The sequence below is a fragment of the Planctomycetaceae bacterium genome (assembly GCA_041398785.1).
GTDB lineage: Bacteria > Planctomycetota > Planctomycetia > Planctomycetales > Planctomycetaceae > JAWKUA01.
The window spans coordinates 61,705-85,740 of the sequence record JAWKUA010000018.1; the positions used below are offsets into that span (position 1 = coordinate 61,705).

Below are 24,036 nucleotides of genomic sequence, written 5' to 3' on the forward strand. Positions count from 1 at the left end.
GACAATGCCTCACGACCGGAGCTTCCGGCGTTTCTGTGCGACGACGTGTGTGAGCCAGTCGGCCGCAGAGCATCCCGAGGTGCCGAAAGCAGCCCGCATCCGGAGATGCCGAAAGCAGCAAGCGTTCGGACATCCATCATCAACCGACTTCGTTATCACGCAGCGCCGGTCGCCTGAGTCGGGCGGCCTGCTAGAATGGCGGGCATCGTCTCCGGCCTTTCCACATTCTATTCGCCCCGGCCTTTATGTCTTCCAAAGAATCATCCTCCGCCGGAGGTTCGGCATCACGCGACGGCAGTCCGGGCTTGCGCAGGCGAGTGTTGATCCTGTCAGGTTTCGGGGCGGTCGTAGCGCTGGTTTGCGGCCTCCTGCTGTGGCGACGACAGCCTCCCGAACAGGCGCCGGTCGTGACGGCCGATCCAAAACCGCATCCGGTGCTGGACTTTTCACAGCCCGATCCTCTGGAGGAAGGCATTCGAGCGATCAATCCGGGGTACGTCGGTCCGGATGAATGCGTGGAGTGCCATGCCGATCGTGTCGCCGAATTCCGGCAGACAGCTCACTTCCAGACGTGTCGCGAACCAGACCCGGACAGGATGCCGGCCGGTTTCGCGGAAGGTAAGGGTCGTTTCAAGACGCAGGTGAAAGGACTGGAGTTTGACATGATTCGCTCCGGCGACCAGTACTTTCAGACGGCCATTCGCCAGACGGAATCCGGCGAGCAGAGGACAAAGACGCGGATTGACCTGGTGTACGGAGCGGGAACGGCGGATGAGATCTACTTTGCGTGGCATGACGACGACCGCATGTACGAGCTGCCTGTCGCCTGGCTGTACACTCACAAGCAGTGGGCGGCCGAGTATTTTGATCCGTTTGGGTCGGGCGACTATTCGCGTCCGCTGACGCTGAGATGTCTGGAATGCCACAACACGTGGTTCGAATACGTTCCCGGGTCGCTGAATCAATATCGCCGCGACGATTTCATTATCGGCATCACCTGCGAACGGTGTCACGGTCCCGCGCAGCAGCATGTGCAGTTCCACCGAGAACATCCGGACGACACCACAGCGCACGCGATCACGAATCCGGCTGAACTCAGCCGGGAACGTCAGATCGAAATCTGCACGCAATGCCACGGCAACACGATGAAGCACCTTGGTCCGGCGCTCAGTTATCGGCCGGGCGAACCACTGGACCAGACATACAAGACGCTGGTTTCGCGTCGGCCGGATGAAGATCACGTCGCCAATCAGATTCAGTACCTGCGGGAAAGCCGCTGCTTTCAGGGTGCCGACGGCATGACCTGCAGCACCTGTCACGATTCACACCGCCCCCGCGACGCGACGAATTCGGGCGTTGTTTCGTGCCTGACCTGTCACTCCGCGAGCGACTGCGGCGAACACGATCTGCTGCCGGAGCCCGTGAGAAACGACTGTGTCAACTGCCACATGCCCGCTCGCATCAAGATCAACGTCAATTTCCAGACGGAAGACGATCTGTTTGTCGCTGTCCTGAGACGCCACGAACATCAGATTCGTGTGGATGAAACCGCACGCGACGAAGTTCTGTGGGAATGGCTGCGTCAGCAAACGGATCCGGACAGCGTAACCGAAGCTTCCAGACTGAAGGATTCGCTCGTACAGCACTGGCTGAACACAGCCGGCGAATTTCAGCAGCAGAAACGCCACTTTGCCGCGATTGCATCGGTCAGAGAAGCACTGCGGGTCGAAGACAGCCGCGAGATCCGGGAACGCCTGAACGAACTGCTGGACATTCAATCGAAGATCTACGCGGACTGGGATCTGGCAAATCACCAGATCAGCGAACAACAGTACGACGACGCAATTGCCACCCTGCAGCGGCTTGTGAAGGCTCAGCCTCAACACGGGCCGGCAATCGGAAAACTGGGGACCATGTACGCGGTCACGGGGCGAAAAGACCTGGCGATCGAACAACTGGAAGCCGTCGAAACGGCAGACCCCAACGACCCTTATGGTCAGGCAATGCTCGGCTGGCTTGCCTATCTTGATGGTCAGGCAGAACAGGCCCTGCTGCACTACGAGAACGCTCAGAAGATCGAACCGTACAACCCCAAACTGGATTACCAGGCGGGACTTGCTCTGATGTCGCTGGGAAAAATCCCGGAGGCCGTTCACCGCTTCCGCAGTTCGTTTGAAATCGATCCGGGCAACGCCGCGACTTGTCAGTCTATGTCGATGGCTCTTGCCGAACATGGCGAAATCGATGAAGCGATCTTGTTTGCCCGGCGTGCCGTGCGGCTCACGGAATCCCGCGATATGACGATGCTAATGCTGCTGGGCGAAGTATGTGCGCGAGCGGAAGATTTTGACGCCGCGGTCGCTGCAGGGGAACAGGCTCGCGCGGTGGCTCGGGACAGCGCGCCGGGAGCGCTTGCCGGGATTCATCGTGAACTGGCCGGCTGGAAATCGAAGCTGAAGGCAGGAAACCGCGGACCTTCCGCCAGCCGGTCCCCGTCGGACAAGGAATCCGGCTCTGCGACGCCTTAGTCCCACGCTCGAAATCTGGCATCAAGAACAAGTGACCGCAGTGGCACTTCTGAGAAAACGCCCACGCGCGCGTGAGAATTCCGCAGGCTGTTCAATTTCGCAAAAAACGTGCGTATCGATTTCCTGCAGACGATCGAGAATTCCGTGGCTGACACGTCGGCAGAATCAGCGATCGGAAGTCGCGTGAATCCCGGGCGAATGCTTCCCTGCTGCCAACAGGGAACTGGAAATCCGCAGCTCGCTGCCGAAGCAGTTCCGACAGACCGTCGGCTGCGGGCGTTTGGGAGCGCCGAATTGGCGTAGCCGAATCCGGACGTTTTTCATGTGTCCCCGAGCGGTTGACGGACCACTGCGGAATTTCCCGATGTGATTCGGTGAGATTCCTGGTATCGTTGACTCTTCTGGATGCGCAACAGATGAGTGCGGTCGACGGCAAACTTTTTGCCTTTCTGCGTCGGCTGGCATTTCGATTGCCGTGTTTGACAGAGATCCGGTCTATTGTTGCGGGAAGGAAACCTGACCGGGGCGGGATTCGTCCAAAATCCGAATGATCTTGATGCCGGGCCACATTCGGAATCCTGAGCGATTTCGGGAGATAAATGAGATGCTTGCAACAGAACAGAAGCTGCAGGGCGAATACACGACTCTGCAGCCGTCGATCGCTCGCGATGCAGTTTCGGCTACCGTCCGCGGCAGATCATTCGACCGGCGTTTTCCGGGCGTGGCCACAACCTGGGTGGTGCGTTCGCTGTGTCTGGTGGCACTCGCGGTAAGCGGCTATCTGGCGTGGACATCGATGGTGGCGGGGCACGTCTACGGCTGTGGTGGCGGTGCCGTCTTCGATTGCGGTCATGTTCTGCACAGCCGCTGGGCCAGGTTGTTTTCGATTCCTGTCAGCGTTCCTGCCGTCGCGCTTTACGCAAGTCTGCTTGGAATTCTGGCGTTCATGAACACGAAGGCTCTTGTGCAACTGAAGCACGTCGGCTGGTCGGTAGTGACGCTGGGTGGCCTGTCGGCGGGACTGGCCGCACTTTGCTTATCGGACTTCAGGTGATCGCGATCGAGCGGCTCTGTATCTACTGTCTGGTTGCTCACGGCTGTGGCCTGACCCTGGCGGCAATCGTGCTGTACCAGCGACCCGCGGGAATGCGCTCGACCGCAAACTGGCAGGAATCGGCGTCGCCGCCACCGCGGTTCTGATCACAGCACAGATGATGGCTCCGATTCCGCCGACATATGCCGTTGAGGTTTATGACACGCCGGGCAGCGTCGACGTTTCCGGACTTTCCACCGCAGCGGCAGGTAATTCGGAAGAACCGCAGGATGATGTTTTCGCACCGCCCGGTGGTCTGTTCGAACCACCGGCGGTGAATTTTGAACCACCTGTGATTCCTGCAGACGCGCAAACGAAACTGACGCCCCGACGGTTCCTCAGCAGCAGTCGCGCGAAGCGGTGGAAGTCCGCGGAACTGGCGATTCCGCAGTTGGCGAAGAAACGGATTCGCAGCCACGCGAATCTGAGGCGTCGATGGCGGCAACTTTGCTGCTACTGGTGCCGACAACCTTCACGCGCCGTCGCAGTTGCTGTTTCAGGAACCGGATTCTGCAGAAAAGGGTTCAGCAGAAGAAGAACAGAAAACTCCGGCGCCGCGGCGCCGAACGAACGAATCGTCAGCGTCGCGGGCAATCAGATTCGCCTGAACTCCAGGCACTGGCCGTTGCTCGGGAAGTCAGACGCGAAATACATCTTTGTCGAAATGTTCGACTACACGTGCCCTCACTGCCGCAACACACATGTCGCCGTTCAGGGCGCATTCGAACGCTATGGGGACGATCTGGCGGTGATCGCACTGCCGGTGCCTCTGAACCGTGCCTGCAACAGCGCGGCATCAGGCGGTTCTGAACATGCGAGTGCCTGCGAACTTGCGAAACTGGCGGTCGCCGTCTGGCGAACAAATCCCGGCAAGTACCGGGAGTTCCATGACTGGCTGTTTCAGTCGACCGCCAACACTCAGCCCGCGACGGCGCGGCGGCATGCCGAAGAACTCGTCGGCGCCGATGCGCTGAAGGAAGAACTTTCGAAACCGTACGCGGACCAGTACATCGCCAAGCATGTGGAGCTGTATCGTCGAGTCGGTGCGGGAGTGATTCCGAAGCTGATGTTTCCCGGAGAGACTGTGACCGGCGAAATGAACTCCACGTCAGACCTGTGCCGCCGCATCGAATCACAGCTCGTGCAGCGATGACGCAGATGCTGCGAACGCCGGATTCGCTATGCTGAAAGGCGTTCACCGCACGACTTCAGCAACCGCACGGCAGTCCCATGAACGAGTCTTCGTCGCCCGCATCCGCATCCGCATCCGCACCGGCCCTGTCTGTTGAGACCCTGCGAGCATGGGATGACGCCTGCGTCTGGCATCCGTTCACGCCCATGTCAGCGTATGTCGAAGAGTCGGCGCCGTTGATCACCGACGCAGACGGTTTCGAGCTGATCGACGCTGACGGTCGCAGGTATCTGGACGGCATCTCCTCGCTGTGGTGCAACGTTCACGGGCATCGCGTGCCGGCAATCGACAATGCGCTTCGCCGACAACTGGACCGTGTTGCTCATACGACTCTGCTGGGGCTTTCCAGTGAATCATCCATCCGGCTGGCAAAGGAACTGGTGAACCGCACGCCGGAATCGCTGACACGAGTGTTCTTTTCTGACAGCGGAGCCACCAGCGTCGAAGTCGCACTCAAGCTGGCGTATCAGTTTCATCGGCAGAAACCCGGCGGTCCGGAAGACCGTGATACTTTTCTTTGCGTCGGCAATGCCTACCACGGCGATACGCTGGGAACAGTCAGTGTCGGCGGAATTGACCTGTTTCATCGGTGCTACCGGCATCTGCTGTTTCCGACGATTGCGGTGCCGTCTCCGGTAGCGACGCGAGTGCCGGCCGGACACACGCGCAGCTCATGGCTTCAGCATTGTCATGACGAAGCGGAGCAGGTGCTTCACAAGCACCATCAGCGGGCGGCCGGATTCGTCATGGAACCGCTGGTACAGGGAGCTGCCGGAATTCTGGTGCATCCGCCGGGTTACCTGGCCCACATCCGGCGCCTGTGCACACAATACCGGGTGCCCCTGATTGCGGACGAAGTTGCAGTCGGGTTTGGTCGCACGGGAACGATGTTTGCCTGCGACCAGGAAGCCGTTCAGCCGGATCTGATGTGTCTCGCGAAGGGCATCACCGGTGGATACCTTCCGCTGGCTGCGACACTGGCAACGGAAGAAATCTACAGCGCGTTTCTGGGGCGGCCGGCCGAAGGCAGGACTTTCTTCCACGGCCACACCTACACAGGAAATCCGCTTGGTTGCGCCGCGGCGCTGGCGTCGCTGGAGCTGTTTGACCGAAACGACGTGTTGCGGAACGCCGACGTTTCCGCGGAAATCATGAAGTCGCGGCTCCAGGAACTAACGGACCACAAGCACGTTCTGGAAGTTCGGCAGAAGGGAATCATGGTTGGTATCGAACTTGTATCCGACAGATCAACCAGCCTTCCGTTTAGCGCGGACCTTCGCATCGGTCATCAGGTCACGCTGGCGGCACGAAAACGCGGAGTCATCATTCGGCCGCTCGGCGATGTGATCGTGCTGATGCCGGCTCCCGCAATGCCGGGACACCTGATTCATCGACTTTGCGATGCCGCCATCGAGGCGATTCAGGAAGTGACCGCGAACGCCGGACGAACCAGGTGACGCCGAACTCGTCACGAACCACCAGCCTCGGCGACAAGTCACGGTGTTACGATGTTGCTGCTTCGGGAAACGCCGCAACCTGTGCCTGTAGCCGCGTCAACTCGTCGCGACACACCGCGGAATGGCTGCCGGACGGCGTACCATGCGGTCCAAACGCCAAATGCGGATTCAACGCGGTGGATGAATCCCGGCACAGATAGCGAGCCGACGTGTGTACCTGTCGACAGCCCGTTGAGGAGACGACTTCGCGGACGTTTTCGGCACGGATCCCGCCTCCTGGCAGGATTTCGATGCGTTCCGCAGCCTGCTCACGATATCGCCGAATCTCCGCAGAACCTGCCAGCGCCGTGAGTGCTCTGCCGCTGGTCAGGATGCGATAAAAGCCGATCGTGACCAGCCGCTCAAGCGTGTCGACGGGATCGCGCACAACATCGAAGGCGCGATGAAACACGAGCGTCGTGTCCGGGAAGCCATTGCGAATGGCGGCGCAGCGAGTTGCGTCGAGTGTTCCGTCGGCACACAGGATTCCGACGGCAATGCCGTCACATCCCATGTCCAGCAGCGATCGGGCATCGACAAGCATCTGGCGGAATTCACGATCGGAATAGCAGAACCCGCCTTCACGCGGCCGCAGCATGCAGATGATCGTGCCGTGGAAAATGCGTCGTGCTTCCGACATCAGGCCCAACGATGGAGTCAGTCCGCCCACTGGCAGCCCGCAGTTCAGTTCGATCCGGGGAATCTGGCATTCCGCGGCGACTCGGACGTCGTCGATCCCGCCGGCACAAAGTTCGATAGTGATCCCGTCACGAAGGTCACGGGAACCGGCCGCCGAAGAATCCGGTGTCTTCATCACAGGTCTGCTCTCACATTCCCTTGCAGCGATTTCACGCTACGGCTGTGGATCGGATTCCTCGGCACCGTAAACGCGGCGGCCGCCAAGCCACGTTTCCAGCACCTTTGTGTCTCGCAACTCGTCGACGCTGCACGTCAGGACATCGCGATCGACAATGATGAAGTCCGCAAGTTTGCCTGGTTCCAGCGATCCCTTGCGGTCTTCCTCGAACGTCAGAAACGCGTTGTTGACTGTGTACAGCCGCAGGGCTTCCTGCCGTGAAATGACCTGTTCCGAGTGCAGAGGATTGTCCATCCGGCGAGGCAGTCGCGTGAGGACCGTCCAGAGTCCCAGCCACGGGTCGTAAGGATTTACGGAACGCAGCGATCCGATCTTCTGCATATGGTCCGAACCTCCGCCGACGCTGACTCCGGCATCGAACAGCGATCGGTACGGCTGAAAGTACTGCATTCGTTCCAGACCAAATTGCTTCGTGAGCGTGGCTCCGTCCAGATACAGCCATGCCGGCTGCAGATCCGCCACGATTCCCAGTGCGGCCATGCGATCGATGGCTTCAGCGCTCATGAAGTTGCAGTGAGTGATGCAGGGCCGCAGTTCAGCAACGGGCAGCGTCTGATTGACGTGATCGTAGGCATCAATCAACGCGTCAACGGCACCATCGCCGACCGAATGCGCGGTCATCTGCAGTTCATGAGACAGCGCCGCGTGAGCGATCTGACGCAGCTTTTCCGGTTCGACGTACAGCAGGCCCCGGTAGTCCGGGTCGGTGATCGAATAGATGTCGCTGACTCCCCACGGGCGACGCATGTACGCGCTGCCGGTCAGCATGCCGCCATCCAGAAAGATTTTGACGCCGCGAAGCCACAGCCGTTCGTTTCTGTCGTGCAGCGGGTGAGATGCGGCCTGTGCAATCTGCTTCTGAATCTCTTCGATCGGCTGCTGAGCGTTCACGGCGTAGTACAGAAAAACGCGGCAGCTGAGTTCGCCGCTGTTAAGCAGTCGCTGATAAATGGCAATTGCCGCATCGCCGGCATTGCGGTCACTGATGCTGGTGATCCCGACGGCGTTGTACGCGGTCAGAAGCTGCTTCAGCCGCAGAGTCCGGTCGTCGTCGGTCGGCGACTTGCCGGTTGCCCCGGTCTTAATCAGACGCGTGCAACTGCGAAGAATTCCGGTCAGTTGCCCGGTTTTCGGATCGCGTTCCAGGTAACCGGGTTCGCCGTCGGTGATTTCGAAATCGTCACCGATGCCGCTGATTTCCAGAGCCAGAGAATTGACCGCTGCGTCCGGACCGGTGCGAAACAGCACAGGATTCCGCGGTGCGACCAGATCCAGCTCTTTGCGAGTCGGAAACCGCTGGTCTCGCAGCCGTGTGATGAACACCTGCTGCACGACAATCCAGTCGCCGTCGTCCAGCAGCTCCGCGCGCCGGCGGATGTAGTTCAGAACGTCGCTAATCGTGTCCATTTCGGGCACGGGATGATCGAACTCGTACATCGATGCACCGGTCGGATGCGTGTGCGAATCAATCAGCCCCGGAAGCACCGTACTTCCCCGCAGATCAATCACCCGCGTCGAATCAGCCTTCAATAAAAGGACGTCATCGTCGCTGCCGACGGCAGTGATCTGTTCGCCGCGAACGGCAAACGCCTGAGCGATCGAAAACGGTTCGTCAACGGTCACAATGTGGCCGTTGAGAAAGATAAGCTCCGGAGGCTGAGCGACAACAACCGGGCTCGTCAACGTCGCGGTCAAAACACACGCGGCTAAAAGCTGTCTGCGTCGGTGCATCGTCACGCCTTCGTTTTGAGTTCGTCTCGATCTGTCGGATGAACGAATGGCCTGTTGCGCAGGACACTGAACTGGCTGCAGGATAACTCGTTGCATGGCCGCAGACACGTCCGGAGGTGCCCCGGATAATGTGAAATGCCGTCGCAGGCAACTTCACACGCCTGTCGGCTTCCCTTCACAACTTGCGCGACGCAGTGAGTTCGGGTTGGCGAGTATCGCAAACCGGCTGATTCGCTATCGTGCGGTCGACGTGACCTGAGCATGCAAGTCTTCGGGCAGGAATTCCGACCACATGGTGTATCTGTTAACCGCGGCGGGGCGGAAGTCCGTCGCCGACAAATACCGCGACAGCCTGTTGAACGATGTGGTGCCGTTTTGGCTGCGGCATGGCGTCGACGACGAATACGGCGGCATCATCACCGGACTTGATCGCGACGGTACGGTCATCGATACCGACAAGGGAATGTGGCAGCAGGGACGATGGCTGTGGCTGTTGGCAGAACTCTGCAACACGGTGGAAGCTCGCGACGAGTGGCTGCGGACGGCGCTGCGGACAGCGGATTTCATCGAACGCTTCGGCTTCGATCAGTCCGACGGCCGGATGTGGTTTCAGGTGACTCGCGAAGGCCGGCCGCTGCGAAAACGCAGGTACGCCTTTTCGGAAAGTTTCGCCGCGATTGGGTTCGGCGAACTCGCTCAAGCCACCGGCGATCGACGATACGCGGAACTGGCTCAGCGGTGCTTTCACGCGTTTGTCAGTCACGTCCCGCCGCCGAAGTTCACGGACGAACGCCCGGCCAGGAGTCTCGGCATGCCGATGATCACGATCGCGACGGCGCAGGATCTGCGAGATTCCATTTCACTCGAGTGTGCGAACGCGTGGATCGACCGCAGTGTGGAGATTATCTGTCGCGACCACCGGAAGCCTGATATTCGCTGCGTGATGGAAACCGTCGGGCTCGACGGAAAGATCATCGACCATTTCGACGGCAGAACTCTGAATCCCGGGCACGCGATTGAAGCCGCATGGTTCCTGATGCTGGATGGCCGGTATCGAAATGACACCGTTCTTCAGAAGACCGGCTGCGAAATGCTCGACTGGATGTGGGAACGCGGCTGGGACCGGGAACACGGCGGTCTGCTGTACTTCGTGGATGTCGATGGTCATCCGGTACAGGAATACTGGCACGACATGAAGTTCTGGTGGCCGCAGTGTGAGCTGATGCTCGCCGCGCTGCTGGCGTTTGAACTGACAGGCGACGCGAAGTATGCCGGCTGGCACGCGAAGGCTCACGATTGGTTCTTTGAGCACTTCGCGGACCGCGAACACGGTGAGTTTTTCGGATACCTCCACCGCGATGGAACGCTGAGCAGCACTCTGAAGGGCAATCTGTGGAAAGGTCCGTTTCACATCCCGCGAATGCTGCTGTGGTCGTGGCAGTGGCTTACTTCAGATGGGCATCCGCAAAGTTCATGTACTGTTCCCAGTCGAAATCCGTGACGTCGTGTTTTCCGGTGCGAATGTGATAGGCGACATCCGTCCGGACGGGTTCATTGACCTTCGGCATCGTGTCGGACGGCAGTCCGTGTTTCCCGAACAGTTCATACACCGGACCGGCGTGGTACAGCGACAGCATTTCGCCCTTCGGATCGGCCCACGTGTCTTCTTCGGCGCTGGCCACGTACACGGGTCGCGGCGCGATCAGCGCGATCAGCATGTGATGATCGACGGGCATCGCGTCTTCATTGCCGTTGTACTTGCGGTGGTTGAGGCAGAACCAGTGCGGAAACGACGTGTTGATGCGTTCCACCGTTTCCCCGAAGCGGCGTCGAGCAAGTGCCGCACCGCCGCAGCCGCTGTCGTTCGAAATGACCATCGCGAATCGGGGATCGGTGGCCCCCGCCCACAGCGAGGTTTTTCCCAGCCGTGAATGGCCGAAGACGGCAACTCTTGAGCCGTCGATCAGCGGGTCGGATTCCAGCACGTCCAGCGCGCGGCTGAGTCCCCAGGCCCACGCGCTGATGGAACCGCCGGTGTTGCCGTCACGATTTTCACTGCCGGGAAACAGCGCGTGAATGCCGTTGTGAAACCCGTCGTCGTAATCAGGATCGATGTCTCCGTAATAAACGGTGACCAGTCCGTAGCCGCGTTCGATGATCCGCGACACGGCCCAGCGACTGCTGCTGCTTCCGCGAGACTTGTCCGTGGCGCGGTTATCGGCAATGCCGCGTTCTTTGTCATTGCGGACCCACGATTCCGTGATGTGAATGGCGGGATCGGGGTCGACGGTGTGGTTGCCGTGAAAATTGCAGCCCAGGAATGCCGGGACCGGCCCCGATGAAGCAGCCGGCGTATAGACCAGCAGATCCATGGCCGGGCCGCTGTCATCGTCTGAAAAGAACACGGTGATCTCCCGGCGAATGGCCTTTCCGTTGAGGGCGTTGTCGACGCGAGACCGGATCCGGGTTCGAAGCTGCGGAACATTCGGGGGCAGTTTGCCGAACACGTTTTCTTCGAACAGGTTCAGAATCTCCGGACGCCGAATGCGATTCCAGGTCTCGCCGTCTGTGACTCGGTCGCCGGACACTGTCGTCAGCAAGTCCGGCAGTTCATATTTCGGCACCTTGCTTTCGTCATAGTTAAAGCCATCAGGTTGCGCGAAAGCAGTCATGGGCAACAGTACCGGAATCAAAAGCGGGGTGAGTAAACTTCGGGCTGTCATGGCGGTTCCCATTTGGAAGGCGTTAAGGTGGCGGCGGACTTGCGGACATTGAGATGGCGGTTGCGTGCGGCTCCAATTGACCGGACTGAGACGGATGACTGTTTTTCCGCCAGCGGCGTCTCGGCCGTTCAGAACTGTCCTTTCACCGGACGCTGCAACCCGGTCTTCTGAAAATGGGCGCCGGGAGTATCGATCCATCGGGCAGTGCGCAAATCGTATCTGTGCGAGGAATCTCGTGCAAAGCCCTCATCGACGCGGCAAACGTTCCGCCGATCCACGAATGTTCCATTCAAACCAGACGGCAGAAGTCGGACAGGTATGAACACTGCAACGACCACCAGTCCGGCAGCTTCACTGCCGGACCGCATTGCCGGCTACCAGCGCTGGCGAGACCTGCTGTTCGTCCATTGGCGGATTCCCGCGTCACAACTGCAGCCGCTGATTCCGAACGGTCTTCGTGTCGAAGAATACGATGGCACCGCATGGCTGGGGTTTGTTCCGTTTGCGATGGAAGGAATCCGACCGTGGTGGTCACCGGCGGTACCGGGGATTTCCGCGTTTCTGGAAACGAACGTGCGTACCTACGTTCGCCATACCAGCGGCAAGTGCGGTGTGTGGTTCTTCAGCCTGGACGCCAACAGTCGCGTGGCGGTGCGTGTCGCACGGTTGTTCTGGCATCTGAACTATATTCATTCGGCGATGACGCTGCGTCGAAGCGATGACAGCATCACCTACGCGGGGCAACGGAAAACAGAACCGCCGATCGGTTACGAGGTCGTGTGCGAGCCACAGTTGTCGTCACCGCTGTCCGTCGCTGAAGAAGGAACCTGCGAGCAGTTCCTGCTGGAGCGATACACATTGTTCACCGTCCGAAGAGACGGCCGAATCTGTTGCGGGCAGGTGTATCATGTTCCGTACGAGTTTCGTGCGGTGCGACTTCTGACGTGCGAGCAGACTTTGACGAAGGCTGCCGGAATCGAAGGCCTTCACAAGCGATCTCCGGACCATGCTGTGTTCGCGCCGGGTGTCGACGTTGTGGTTTCTCGACTGGAACCACTGCCGACGTAAGCCCCTTCGAAGTCGAGCAACTTCGCGCATAGGCGATCGGACGATAAGAACTTAGCAGTGCAGAGCGGCCATTGTTTCATCCTCCCGTTGAAACGGGAGGGTCGCCGATCGAATGCCGTTCAGGCGTTCGATCGCGGGGAGGGATGAGCACAGGGAACTCACGTCGCGCGGCCGACCCTCCCTCGCATGATCGGCTGAACGCCGATCATGCTCGACCCTCCCGTTTCAACGGGAGGGTATGTTCTCATCGGCCGCAGGCCTTACGCCTGACATATCCGGTGATGTTCCGCATCAGACAGTGTTACACAAGGCGACGGGTTCACGCGTCGTCATACAGTCGGTGAAGATGCTCGCCCGCTTTTCGAACCAGCAGAATTCCTTCGTCTTCGCGGTTCGCGAATGACTCGACGTCGATCGTCGCCGGATCACGCCAGGCAAGATTGATGCGTTCACAGACTTCGCGCGGAATCTGTGAAGCGACGGTCACCGTTACTCGCGGTTTCTCGACTCCGTCTTCGAACGTGCCCGAACCGCGAACGTGAGTCGAATGAGCGAGCGCTCCCCAGGGATGGTTTTTGAACCGGTCCCATTGCTTTGTGAAGTAGTCGCGAACGTGGTAGCCAACGGCTTCGATGGCCGCTGCATGCGTCACCGAAATTTCCTTCATGTGCGGAGCGTAGATGATCAGTTCACCGCCATCGGCGACAACCGGTTCCAGCTTGTACATGCATTTTCCAGCCACCCAGAGTTCGTCGTACATCTCCGGAGCACACGACAACACTTGTCGAAACGGTTTGCGGAAACGTTTGATGTGGACCTGCCCGGACAGTTCGGACGCCTGTCGCCACGCATCTTCCGGCGTTCCGTAGAACATGCCGTAGGGCGAAGCGTCTGCGGCGACAACAAAGGCCAGGCAGCGGCGTTCGACGGGAATCATTCGAGCCGCACGGTCGACGATGCGTCGAACGGGAGTGTCCTGAATTCCAATGATGCCCACATTGGTGATCAGTGCTCCCAGCCAGTGAAAAAAGTTCAGCAGTTCCGGCCCGGAAATCCCTGGAAAGAAATACTTGTTGCCTCCGCTGAATCCCACAACTTCGTGCGGGAACACGGGTCCCGCAACCAGCGCGACGTCGTAGTCAGGAACTCGCCTGTTGATCTGAACCGGGACTTCCTGCGAGAGCACTCCGCCGGAAATTTCGCGAGTTTCGGCTTCCGTCAGCGTGCCGATCGTGGTCAGCGCTTCCGGGTCGTTCCAGGCATGATTGAACAGTCCGACGTCGTCGCAGGGATCATCGTCGGCAATCCCCAGCATCGTACGAAGTTTCGGCACTGGCATCGGCGGATGAGTTCCCAGCGCCACCAGCAGGTCCAGCTTCTTCGCGACGGAACCAAGAATCCTGCGGATCTCCGGAAACAGCACGTTCAGGGGAGCTGTGCGAGTACTGTCGGGGACGATCAGCAGCACTTTCCGGTCGCGGAAATCGTCAACGGGAAGATTGGTGTGCAGCCAGTTGCGAACATCATCCGGGCGCAGAGTCGGCAGGTCGGCAGTCATGGAGATTCCGCAAACGAATCCAGGTTACGGTGCGCCCAGAACGACGGGTATCGTCAGTGTTTCCTGGCCGCGGCGGACTCGCACCTGGATCGTGTCACCCGCGCGACTGGTCTTCAGGAAGTCAGTCAGTGCCGGAAACGAATCGATCTCCGTGTCATTCAGGCCGACGATCAGATCGCCGACCTGAACGCCCGCTTGCTCCGCTCCCGTGTCTTTGCTGACAAATTCCACCAGCACACCCTGGCCGTCCAGATCTCCCGAAAAATCGGGGCGGATGCCCAGCACAGGAATGTTGCGGGTGCGCCGCCGCGGACGTCCCTTGCCATCCAGAAACGTCGGCGCTACCGGCAGTGCGTCGATCCCCCGGAGGAGGTGCTCGCTGTAGTCAATGACCCTGACGACACCGTCGACATTGATGGTGTTGAAGTCGTCGTCGGGCGTGTGGTACAGGTCCGTCAGCCCCGTGAAGCAGAACAGTACCGGCACGCCTTTTTGAAAGAACGGCAGATGGTCGCTGCCCGCGAACGCGCTGTCGACGCTGCGGACATTCAGCGGAGACGCCTGATCGGCCGATTGCACGATCGCCCGGAACTGCGGCGAACTGCCGACGCCGTTCACTTCAATCTGGTTGTTCCGAAGATTGCCGATCATGTCGAAATTCAGCATGGCCACCGTTTCTTCCAGCGGAACGGCCGGATGCTGAACATAATGCCGGCTTCCCAGCAGACCTCGTTCTTCACCGGAAAAGCAGATGAACATCATGCGACGCTTTGGTTTCGGACCGGCGGTGATTCTTCGTGCCAGTTCCAGAACCGCGGCGGTGCCGGTGGCGTTGTCATCGGCGCCGTTGTGAACTTCACCCGTGCGATGCGCCGCCCGCGATCCGAAGCCGCCGAATCCCAGGTGGTCGTAGTGCGCACCGATCACGATCGTTTCATCGGACAGCGGCCCTTCCCCTTCAACGACGCCGATCAGGTTGTTGGTAGTCACGCTGTCAACTTTGAATTCCGTCTGAATGTCCGCGGACCAGCCATCCATCGACTGCGATATCGGCGTCATCGTGCTGTCGATGTGCCTGGCGACGTCGGCGAATCGGGAAAGCTGCTGACCGTCGCCTGTCTTCAGCGGTTGAATCTGCAGCAGCCGATCAACCACGAGCTGCCGGACATGAATGAAGGGAATCCCGGCTTCGGCACCTCCAAATCCCGCCGGAGGCGTCAGTTCATCGCGATCCGGCGACGCGGCCGTGGACAGATCGTTGACGAAGATGACCGCCGCGGCTCCGTGATTCGTGGCCAACTGAAGTTTGGTATCGATGTACGAATGCTGAGTCGTTTCCGTTCCGCGAAACGTGCCGTCGGCGCGCGAATGCTGTGGTTCGCGGCGAATCATCACCAGAATCTTTCCGCTGACGTCGATACCGGCATAGTCGTCGTAGTTTTCTTCCGGCGCCGTGATGCCGTAGCCGATAAACACCAGCTCCGCCGCTGCCATCCCGTTGGTTCCGCGTCGCATCGGCTGATAATCATTCGGCCGGTTCAGGACGATGGACTGATTGCCGGCATGAGTCAACCGGACGTGAGTTTCCGGAGCGACGACGACATCGCCGATCCGAACGTCGAAGGGCTGCAGATACGAACCATCGGGCATCCCCGGTTTGACACCGAGCCTGGCGAATTCGGATGTAATCCGTTCGGCGGCAAGTTCGATGCCGTGCGTTTCAATTCCGCGGCCCTCCAGTTCGTCAGAAGCGAAGTACCTGATGTCGCCGCCGACGCGGGCCACCGCCGCCTCAAACGCTTCACTGTCCGCGGAGACGCCCGCGACCGGGCACAGCAGCATGATTCCTGCAAACGCCGCGGCCATCTGTCGGTTGAGCATCCGTCTGTTGAGATTGTGCATCCGGTCACCTTTGCTAACGATGCTTGTGACGTGACAGTTCACCCATGAACAACGCCCGCGAAAAGCCCGCTGCAATTCCGCTATACCGCGAGCGGGGCAGAATGAGACATTTGGGCTCGCGGGAGTAAGAAGAGCGAAAAGTATCGGCGTCCGCCGCGGCCAGTATAAATTGAAACCTGCCGGATCTTCTCAACAGGCCAGCGGTCATGCAACCGCAGTTGAACCCGCGCCGGCGTTGCATTCGACCGGCCGCCGAAGGTCGCCGGTCCCTGGCAACTGCGATCTCCAGCGCCGTATACTCAGAGTTCTGAGCGAGTTCTGCGCACGTTGTCTCTGGTTCAGGGAGATTCCTCACATGTCCCGCCTGCACATGTCCCGCCTGCTGTCACTGTTCGCGTGTTTCGCCGCATGCTCAATCGTCGCTGCCGGCGACGGCAACCGCCTGGCGTACCTGGACGAATGCAATCCGTGGTACCCGGACAAGGACTTTCCGAAGCTCATCACGCCGCAGTGGGTCGGCGAAGACGGAGTCGAAGCGGTTGTCGTGCTGGCTATCGACGACATGCGGGACACCGCCAAATACGAACAGTACCTGCGGCCGATTCTGAACCGCCTGAAACAGATCGACGGCCGGGCTCCCGTCAGCATCATGACCTGCGAAGTCAAACCCGATGATCCTCAACTGCAAAGCTGGCTGGAAGAAGGACTCAGCATCGAAGTCCACACCATCGACCATCCCTGCCCGCTGCTGCAGGGGTCGCTGGAAAAAGCTCAGTCCACCTACGACCGCTGCATCGATCTGCTGAGCCAGATTCCCGGCAACAAACCGGTCGCGTTTCGAACTCCGTGCTGCGATTCCCTGAACACGGTCAGCCCAAGGTTCTATTCCGAAATCTTCAGCGGCACGACACCGGAAGGAAATTACCTGCAGATCGATTCGTCCGTGATGAACTTCTTCACCTCCGACGACGAATCCATCCCCCGCGATCTGGTCCTGGACGAAGACGGCAACGAACGCTTCTGGAAGTATAAAGTCAAAAACCTGAAACGCGGCGAGATCGTTCACAACAACTTTGTGAACTACATCACCAACTATCCATATCCGTATGTGATCAACAACACGTGCTGGCAGTTCCCCTGCGTGGCTCCCAGCGACTGGTCAGCTCAACACCTTCACGGAGTCAACAATCCTCAGACGGTCGAAGACTGGAAGGCCGCCCTGGACATCACGGTCCACAAGCAGGGAGTCTTCAATCTGGTCTTCCACCCTCACGGCTGGATCACCGCCGAACAGGTCGTGGAACTAATCGACCACGCCGTCAAGAAGCATGGAAAGAAAGTGAAGTTCCTGACGTTTCGCGAAGCGGCGGAGAGGCTGAGCGACAATCTTACCGATTGGGACCGGCTGTCCAGTGAGCGACGGATTTTGGATGTTGACGGAGACGGATTCATCGACATTGTTTACGGCGGCATCCGTTCAATGTACGAAACTGAGGAACGTGGAAAGGACGATCCACGTGCAACGAGAATCTGGACCGATGGTGCCTGGCAGAGCACACCGTTTCCGGTTTGTTTCTTGGAATCACACAACCACGGGCTCAGTGACCGGCATGTCAGGTTCTTTTCGCATCCAGCGAACGGTATCACGATAGTCTTTGACCCCAATCCATTGCGAGCCGACTGGCAAGCGCAGCGACAACCGACCGGATGGGAGTTCACTGGCACCTGGAAGCCGAATCCCGTCGGACCGTCTGGCGGGATTCGAGACTTGAAGATTCCCCGGTATCTCGGCGGTACCCGATTTCTTGACTTTGACGGCGATGGTTTCTGCGAACTCTTGCTGTTCCACAACCACTTCGAAGAGAACCTGATGGCCGACATACCGGGAAAGTCGGTTAGCGAGGTCTGGAAGTACGAAGTGGCTGATCAAACATGGCTTCCAACCAACGCGCAGTTTCCTATAGATCCAAACAGGCATCTCTTGCAGGCAATCCGGTTTGTGGACGTCAATCAAGACGGCTTGATGGACCTGTGTCTTTCTGACGAGATGGAATCACACGTCTGGCTAATGACGTCGAAAGACCTTGGCTGGACAAAGAAAGTGCTTCTGCCAGACGCGTCGCGGTGGCCATCTTTCTTTCGTGATGGGACAGTGATGGATCTAGCTGGCAACGAGTGGCCCTACCAGGAAGACAACGGCTTCTTCGTCCACGATCGTCACCTGTGCTGGCAGAACGAAGACACGGCTCATCTGCCGGATCTGATTTATCGCGTTTCGTTTGATGAACTGTTGGCCGCGGCGGACGCAGGCGGAACCGAGCAAGCAGGCCGGAACAAGGTCGCCCCGAATGCCGGAGCATCGCGAACGGGCGAACAGCGTCAGCAATCTGACAATGGTTCGATACCGATCGACGGCGACCGCCGCTCCGGCGACGAACCGGTTCGCTCGATCCGGCCTACGCCCGTCGGAGCCGCCGTCATCGACATCACGCCCGATTACCCCGTGCGGCTGACCGGTTACGGAAACCGCACGAAGGAATCCGAAGGCATCGCAACCCCCATCCACGCCCGAGCCCTCGTGATCGGCGGCAACGCCCCTCGTTCCGAGGCTCCGCCTCGGAACGCACTGCCAGGAGGCTCTGCCTCTGGTTCAGCGGCGTCAGATGCGGAACGCGAACAACAGGCGGAGCCTGCAAGGCAGCGCGTTCCAGGGCAGAGCCCTGGAACGAGGGGAGAGCCCCTCACCGTTCTCCTCACCGTCGACAACTGCGGCGTGCCCGACGAAGTCACTGAAGTCGTGTTCGCGAAACTCGCGGAACAATACGGCATCGCCCGCGAACGGTTCGCCGTCAGTTCGACTCACACGCATTCCGGGCCGTGGCTGCGAGACTTCGCGCCGCTGATCTTCGCCGACATTCCGGCCGACCACGCGCCGCATCTGGAACAATACGAACGAGACCTCATCGATAAGCTGGTCGACGTTGTCGGCAAAGCCATTGACGCTCGTCGTCCCGCAACGCTGTCTGTCGGCAAAGGCAAAGCGGGTTTCGCGAAGAATCGCCGAGCACTCACGAACGGCCAGTGGGTCGGATTCGGCGAGACCGACCAAGGCCCGGTCGATCGTCGGCTGCCGGTACTGGCCGCTCACGATGCAGACGGGAAGCTGATCGCGGTGCTGGCCAACTATGCCTGCCATGCGACAACCGAAACGGGCGACTTCAACCAGATCAGTGGCGACTGGCCGGGATTCGCCGCCGACATGATCGAAGCCGACCATCCGGGAGCCGTCGCTCTGATCGCCATCGGCACCGGAGCCGACGCGAACCCCTCGCCACGCGGAACTCACGAGCAAGCGAAGCAGCACGGCCGCGAAGTGGCGGATGAGGTGAACCGGTCATTGCTGGCAACCGCGCGACGTGCAGTTCGGGAGGGCGAGTTGCATCCGCCGAGTCAAACGCCGTCTCAGCAGTCCCGGAGGGACGACATGACGATCATATTCAGTCCCGGGCGTCAGCCCGGGCGAAGGGAAACGTGACGAAAAAAACGCCGAAGCCCCGGAGGGGCGACATAACGATCGCGGACTCACATCGCGCCGCTCGCCAGGTCGAACCGCGCAATCTGCAGCCAGCCAACAGCAGGCAAAGCCTGCGAGCCAGCCCGTTCCAGCGCAGAGCCCTGGAACGAGTGACACTCGGTTTGAGCGCGCGAATGCCGCCCCTTCAGGGCTTACCGCATATTTCGTCAGCTCAACCCCGGGCTCACGCCCGGGGCTACAACATGCCGTGCCTTCGGCACTGACGTCTCGTTCCGAGGCTCTGCCTCGGAACGTCGAAACTCTGCCTCCGGTGCGGCACGAAACGCAGCCAGCCAACAGAAGGCAAAGCCTGCAAGGCAGCCGTTCGCGCAGAGCACTGGAACGAGTGGACTCACGCCCATCTCTCCCGACATCACCTGCAACCTCGCGCATCGACCTGCCGCTCGGGCCGCTGCCTTCGCGTGAAGAATGGGAAGCACGAGCGAAGCAGGACGGCGTCCCCGGTGCTCACGCCCGACGCTTTCTGGCGATGCTGGATGCCGGTGAAGAGATCCCTACAACCATCCCGGACTATCCCGTTCAAACGTGGTGCTTCGGCGATGATCTGGCGATGGTCTTCCTCGGCGGAGAAGTCGTCGTCGACTATGCCATTCGCATGAACGACATGTTCGACGGCGATCGGTTGTGGATCAACGCGTACAGCAACGACGTTCCGTGCTACATCGCATCGAAACGCATCCTGCGCGAAGGCGGCTACGAAGCCGATTCGTCCATGCTGTACTACGCTCGACCGACACGGCTGTCGCCGGATGCCGAAGACCTGATCTGCGACACCGTTCAAAAGCTGCTGCCTCACGACTTCTATTCGGAAGAATTGCAGACGGACTTTCCGGCACCGAAGTCTCCGGAAGACGCTCTGGCAACGATGACCACCGGGCCGGGGCTGAAGGTGGAACTCGTCGCATCGGAACCGCTGATTCATGACCCGGTGGCCTACGACTGGGACGTCAACGGCCGACTGTGGGTCGTCGAAATGGGCGACTATCCGAACGGTGCCGAAGACGGCGGCGGGAGGATTCGCGTTTTGACCGACACGGATGGCGACGGGCGGTACGACGAAGCCACCACGTTTCTCGACAACTTGCCGTTCCCCACCGGGATCTGCCACTGGCGGAACGGAGTCATCATCACGGCTGCTCCGGATGTTTTCTACGCCGAAGATACCGATGGTGACGGACGCGCGGACCTTCGCGAAACGCTGTACACCGGCTTCGGCGAAGGAAACCAGCAGCACCGAGTCAACGGCCTGCGCTGGGGCTCGACGGCTGGCTGTATCTCGGCAACGGCGACAGCGGCGGCGAGATCCGAAGCACAGGAGCGAGGATCAAGGATTCAGGATCGAGAGAAACCCATGAGGCGGACGCAGCGTCTGCTCGATCTTCGATCCAGAATCCTGAATCCTCGTCCGTTTCTGTACGCGGCCGTGACATTCGCGTGCAGCCGGACACTGGTGAGATCGACACCGTCAGCGGCCAGACTCAGTACGGTCGCGAACGAGACGACTTCGGCAACTGGTTCGGCAACAACAATTCCAACCCGATCTGGCATTATGTACTCGACGATCGCTACCTGCGGCGGAATCCACGCCACAGTGTCGACCACTCACGCTCAGATTTCCGAAGTCCCCGGAGCCGCTCCGGTCTATCCGGCCAGCCGCACGTTGGCTCGCTTCAACGACTTCTATGCCGCCAATCGGTTCACGTCGGCCTGCAGCACGATGATCTATCGCGACAGGCTGCTGGGAGATCAGTTCTACGGAAACTCCTTCACGTGCGAACCCGTCCACAATCTGGTGTCTCGGCAGGTGCTGGAACGCGATGGCGCCACGTTCAGGGCTCATCGAGCCGACGATGAACGCGGGTCGGAATTTCTCGCCAGCAGCGACAACTGGTTCCGCCCGACGATGGTGCGCACCGGCCCCGACGGAGCCATCTACGTGTCGGACATGTACCGATTCGTGATCGAACATCCGACCCGGATTCCGGCCGAATATCAGCGAAAACTGAACCTGCGAGCCGGCGAAGATCGTCCCATCCGGCTCGGATCGGATTTAGGCTCGGCCTCGGATCGCAGTCGAGTCTCGCCACGACGCGGCGACCGGACGCACGAAGCTGGTTCGCTGCTCAACCGTGGAACGAAATTCCAACCGCGGATCTGGTCGCTCGCATGGGCAGTTCGAACGGCTGGTGGCGAGACACCGCTCACCGAATTCTGCTGCACCGCGGTGACATTGCTGCGCTGGATGGACTCAGTGACCTGGCAATGTCTCACGTTTCGTTGCGGTTCGAGTTCAGGCGCTGCATGCCTTTACGCAAATTGCACAGACTCCGGGTCAGAAAGCCGCTGCCTTCAATCTTGCCGTGCGATCACTTTCAGATGTCGACGCCGAAGTGCGGCGCCACGGCGTGCAGTTGCTGGAAGTCCCGCTCAGCGCCGACGGCGCTGAAGTGCCACCGGAACTTTTGCGGCTGATCGATGATCCGTCACCGATCGTAATTCAGCAGCTCGCGTATTCCTGGGAGAATCGCCGCAGCAATCAGCTACCGCTGCTCTGGCGGACATTTTGAAACGTCATTCCGATGATCCGAATATCCGTGCCGCAGCGATGTCGTCAATCACAGCGGACAGAATTGCACTCGTCCTGCGTCACGTTGCGGAGGACGGAACTACGTCCAGCGAGGACTTGTGGAAACTCGTCGCGCAGGCGACAGCCATGGGACAGGACGAAGCCGCCATTCGGACGACGGAACAGTTGGTTTCGAAGCTGGCGGAAGCTTCACCGCCCGAAGCATGGACGGCTGCGGCCTCGGCGATTCCCGGAATGCTGCGAAATACCGAATTCGCTGCTGCCGTGCAGAACGGTTCGGCGCGAACAGCGTTTGACGCCGCGCGAACTCATGCCGCGGCGATGGCGCTGGATGTGGATCAGTCAATCGAACGACGCGTGGCCGCGCTGACGTTTCTGGGAGCCGTCGGCAGTGACGAGCCGTCGGTTGCCGACAGGCTTGTGGACTTCTTTCTGCCGTCGACGCCTCCGGAAATCCAGCAGGCAGCGGTCGCTGTCGTGACGAACTCCGAAGCGTCCATCGATCAGTTGTTCAGCCAGTGGAAGAACATCACACCGGCGGTCCGCAGCGAAATTGTGAATTCCATTCTGCCAAGTTCCGATCGGACCCGGCAGTTGATCGCGGCGCTGGAATCGAAGCGTCTTGCGTCCGCTGACCTGGACGCGGTGTCTCGCGATCGGCTGCTGACGTACCCGAACAGTGAGATTCAAACACAGGCTGCCGGATTGTTCGGCGACTCGACGCCGACGGCTCGTCAGAGTGTCGTTGATGAGTTCCGACAGAAGCTGTCGGAGGTGTCGGGCCGACCGTCGGACGGGAAAGCCGTCTTCGAAAAACGGTGCGCCACCTGTCATCGGCTGCAGGATGTCGGCAAGCAAATCGGAGCCGACCTGGCCGCGCTGAAGGATCGTTCCACGCCGGCAATGCTGACGGCGATTCTGGATCCGAACAAAGCCGTCGAAGCCAAGTTCCTGAGTTACACGGCCGTCACCAGCGATGGCCTGAGCATCAACGGGATGCTGCTGAACGAAACCGGCAACAGCCTGACTCTGCTGGCCTCCGACGGCAAAGAACACGTTGTCGCCCGCACAGACATTGACGAACTGATCGCGTCCGGCCGTTCGCTGATGCCCGAAGGTCTGGAAAAGGATCTGTCGCCTCAGGATCTGGCGGACGTGATCGCATTCGTGCAGTCGTCGGGCACTCCGTGGAAACTGTTCGACGGAAATTCGCCTGCGGTTGTCGCGCCGAATGACGACGGAAGTCTGACGCTTCCGGCGACAGCGGCCGAGATCTACGGTCCGAATCTGGTGTTCGAACAGCAGTACGAAAACATCGGCTGGTGGCAGTCCACGGACGATTACGCGGTGTGGAATGTTCAGGTTCCGAAGTCAGGCCACTGGACCGTTGAATTCGACTTTGCCTGCGACAACAGCACGGCCGGAAATCTGCTGCGTCTGTCGACGGGGACCCGCATGCTGACCGCACGAGTCCCCGGGACCGGAACCTGGAACGACTATCGAACGTCAACCATCGGCACCATCGACCTGCACGCCGGCCGCCAGCAACTGACGGTTACTGCGATCGAACAACCATCGTCCGCCCTGATCGACCTGCGAGCCATCCGACTGATTCCGCCGAAGTAACGGTACTCATTCCAGGGCTCCAACGCTGGAACGAGATAACGCCCTGGAACGAGAAGAGAC

General features: G+C 59.8%; 14 protein-coding genes. 9 read left to right on the forward strand and 5 right to left on the reverse strand.

Translation table 11 applies throughout. The features are described 5' to 3' along the window. Positions 1-245 precede the first annotated feature (245 nt). From R3C19_19620 to bioA, 4 genes are all read left to right on the forward strand, one after another. Positions 246-2,528, forward strand: coding sequence for a tetratricopeptide repeat protein (locus R3C19_19620; GenBank protein MEZ6062557.1), 2,283 nt, complete (start codon positions 246-248; stop codon positions 2,526-2,528). Positions 2,529-3,132: 604 nt separating this feature from the next. Next, the gene (locus R3C19_19625) at positions 3,133-3,582 is read left to right on the forward strand and encodes a vitamin K epoxide reductase family protein (GenBank protein ID MEZ6062558.1); all 450 of its coding nucleotides are present in this window, start codon (positions 3,133-3,135) and stop codon (positions 3,580-3,582) included. Between the two features lie 157 nt (positions 3,583-3,739). Next, complete coding sequence (locus tag R3C19_19630) at positions 3,740-4,774, forward strand: thioredoxin domain-containing protein (protein ID MEZ6062559.1); 1,035 nt, start codon at positions 3,740-3,742, stop codon at positions 4,772-4,774. Positions 4,775-4,851: 77 nt separating this feature from the next. Continuing rightward, positions 4,852-6,270 carry an adenosylmethionine--8-amino-7-oxononanoate transaminase gene (gene bioA / locus R3C19_19635; protein ID MEZ6062560.1) on the forward strand — a complete coding sequence of 473 codons (1,419 nt, stop codon included), beginning with the start codon at positions 4,852-4,854 and terminating at the stop codon, positions 6,268-6,270. Positions 6,271-6,316: 46 nt separating this feature from the next. On the opposite strand, the gene R3C19_19640 is transcribed toward bioA, so the two are convergent. Together R3C19_19640 and R3C19_19645 are read right to left on the reverse strand one after the other, a co-directional pair. Further along, positions 6,317-7,123, reverse strand: coding sequence for a copper homeostasis protein CutC (locus tag R3C19_19640; GenBank protein ID MEZ6062561.1), 807 nt, complete (start codon positions 7,121-7,123; stop codon positions 6,317-6,319). Positions 7,124-7,162: 39 nt separating this feature from the next. Next, the gene (locus R3C19_19645) at positions 7,163-8,917 is read right to left on the reverse strand and encodes an amidohydrolase (protein ID MEZ6062562.1); all 1,755 of its coding nucleotides are present in this window, start codon (positions 8,915-8,917) and stop codon (positions 7,163-7,165) included. 292 nt (positions 8,918-9,209) lie between these two features. On the opposite strand from R3C19_19645, the gene R3C19_19650 reads away from it, so the two are divergent. Next, entirely contained in the window at positions 9,210-10,418 is a 1,209-nt protein-coding gene (locus tag R3C19_19650) for an AGE family epimerase/isomerase (GenBank protein ID MEZ6062563.1), read from the forward strand. Here the strand turns inward: R3C19_19650 and R3C19_19655 are convergent. Then, on the reverse strand, positions 10,363-11,589 hold the full coding sequence (locus R3C19_19655) for an acetylxylan esterase (GenBank protein ID MEZ6062564.1): 1,227 nt from the start codon (positions 11,587-11,589) through the stop codon (positions 10,363-10,365). The two genes, R3C19_19650 and R3C19_19655, sit on opposite strands and share 56 nt — an antisense overlap. 369 nt (positions 11,590-11,958) lie before the next feature. Here R3C19_19655 and R3C19_19660 point away from each other — a divergent pair, with 369 nt between their 5' ends. Beyond that, positions 11,959-12,708 carry a DUF2071 domain-containing protein gene (locus R3C19_19660; GenBank protein ID MEZ6062565.1) on the forward strand — a complete coding sequence of 250 codons (750 nt, stop codon included), beginning with the start codon at positions 11,959-11,961 and terminating at the stop codon, positions 12,706-12,708. Between the two features lie 319 nt (positions 12,709-13,027). Here the strand turns inward: R3C19_19660 and R3C19_19665 are convergent, their stop codons facing one another. Beyond that, complete coding sequence (locus R3C19_19665; protein ID MEZ6062566.1) at positions 13,028-14,266, reverse strand: lactate racemase domain-containing protein; 1,239 nt, start codon at positions 14,264-14,266, stop codon at positions 13,028-13,030. Positions 14,267-14,290: 24 nt separating this feature from the next. After that, positions 14,291-16,147, reverse strand: coding sequence for a M20/M25/M40 family metallo-hydrolase (locus R3C19_19670; GenBank protein ID MEZ6062567.1), 1,857 nt, complete (start codon positions 16,145-16,147; stop codon positions 14,291-14,293). 376 nt (positions 16,148-16,523) lie between these two features. Here R3C19_19670 and R3C19_19675 point away from each other — a divergent pair, with 376 nt between their 5' ends. The 3 genes from R3C19_19675 to R3C19_19685 all read left to right on the forward strand — a co-directional run bounded on the left by R3C19_19675 (position 16,524) and on the right by R3C19_19685 (position 23,976). After that, positions 16,524-19,703 (forward strand): neutral/alkaline non-lysosomal ceramidase N-terminal domain-containing protein, encoded by a 3,180-nt coding sequence (locus R3C19_19675; GenBank protein ID MEZ6062568.1) that lies wholly within the window; start codon positions 16,524-16,526, stop codon positions 19,701-19,703. Between the two features lie 385 nt (positions 19,704-20,088). After that, positions 20,089-22,209, forward strand: coding sequence for a hypothetical protein (locus tag R3C19_19680; protein MEZ6062569.1), 2,121 nt, complete (start codon positions 20,089-20,091; stop codon positions 22,207-22,209). Between the two features lie 159 nt (positions 22,210-22,368). Beyond that, positions 22,369-23,976 (forward strand): c-type cytochrome, encoded by a 1,608-nt coding sequence (locus R3C19_19685; GenBank protein MEZ6062570.1) that lies wholly within the window; start codon positions 22,369-22,371, stop codon positions 23,974-23,976. Positions 23,977-24,036: the final 60 nt, after the last annotated feature.